This window comes from Clostridium sp. CAG:43, assembly GCF_000434655.1.
Classification (GTDB): domain Bacteria; phylum Bacillota; class Clostridia; order Lachnospirales; family Lachnospiraceae; genus Otoolea; species Otoolea fessa.
Map to the genome: position 1 here is coordinate 53612 of NZ_FR895114.1, position 956 is coordinate 54567.

At 50.7% G+C, this 956-nt stretch carries 1 protein-coding gene and 1 pseudogene; both read left to right on the forward strand.

Annotated elements, in window-relative coordinates; translation table 11 throughout:
• Nucleotides 1–137: DNA-3-methyladenine glycosylase I (locus QVO97_RS11540; RefSeq protein WP_288189744.1), on the forward strand; the 137-nt coding region annotated here is incomplete at its 5' end.
• A gap of 209 nt (nt 138–346) precedes the next feature.
• A pseudogene (locus tag QVO97_RS11545) lies at nt 347–956 on the forward strand (molecular chaperone Hsp90); the annotation flags it as partial.

The following is a 956-nucleotide window of genomic DNA, read 5'->3' on the forward strand; positions in this document are numbered from 1 at the left end:
TCTCAGATGCAGTGTCGGCAGATCTCAAAAAGCGTGGGATGAAGTTTGTCGGGACGGTGATTATTTATTCGTATCTGCAGGCGGTCGGGCGGATTGAGTCGCATGAGGATGGATGCTTTCTGGGATATAAGATGTAAAATAACAAGATGGCAGGTGCAGGGAAACGGGCGTGCCAGGGTTTTTGTTTCATAGGAAATTACGTCCTATGAAACAAAAAACGCTCCGCGAGGATGCGCACTCGCGCGAAGCAGAAACATGTCGCAAGCGACCGCGCGAGACGCCGAAGCGATCGCGCTTGGCGCGAGAATGTGCCAAGGCACATTCTTTTTCACGGGAGGACGGAGCGATGGATTCCGAGAATGCGAATAAGAGTAAGAAGAAAAAGACTTCAAACATAATACAGATCTGCATCGGCGTGCTGGCGGTTGTGCTGGCGGCACTGATTATCGTGATGATGGGAATTGTCTCCAGTATTCAGGGAACGGCGCGTGTGGTCAATTATGCGGGACTGGTGCGCGGAAAGACGCAGCGTATCATTAAATTGGAAATTTCCGGTCAGCCGGAGGATGGTATGATTCAGGATATTGAGGCCTTCGTCGACGGTCTGCGGAATGGCAATGGCGAACTGGGACTGGTGCGCCTTGATGACGGGGCGTTTCAGAGTAAGATGCAGGAGTTGGAGGAGTACTTTGCCGCGCTTCACTATGAAATCCTGCGTGTCCGGGAAGTCGGCTATGAGAATACAGAGATCATTGATAAGAGCGAGCGGTTCTTTGAAATCTGTGATGAGGCGACGGGACTGGCGGAGGCGTATTCCCAGCGGAAGGCATCCTCGCTGACGGTAATTGAAAAATATATCACGATTGATATTATTGTTCTGATGCTTCTGATTGGATATGAATTTATCAAGGCGGTGCGCTTTGCGGCGATGAACCGTGCGCTGCAGAAAAAGGTGT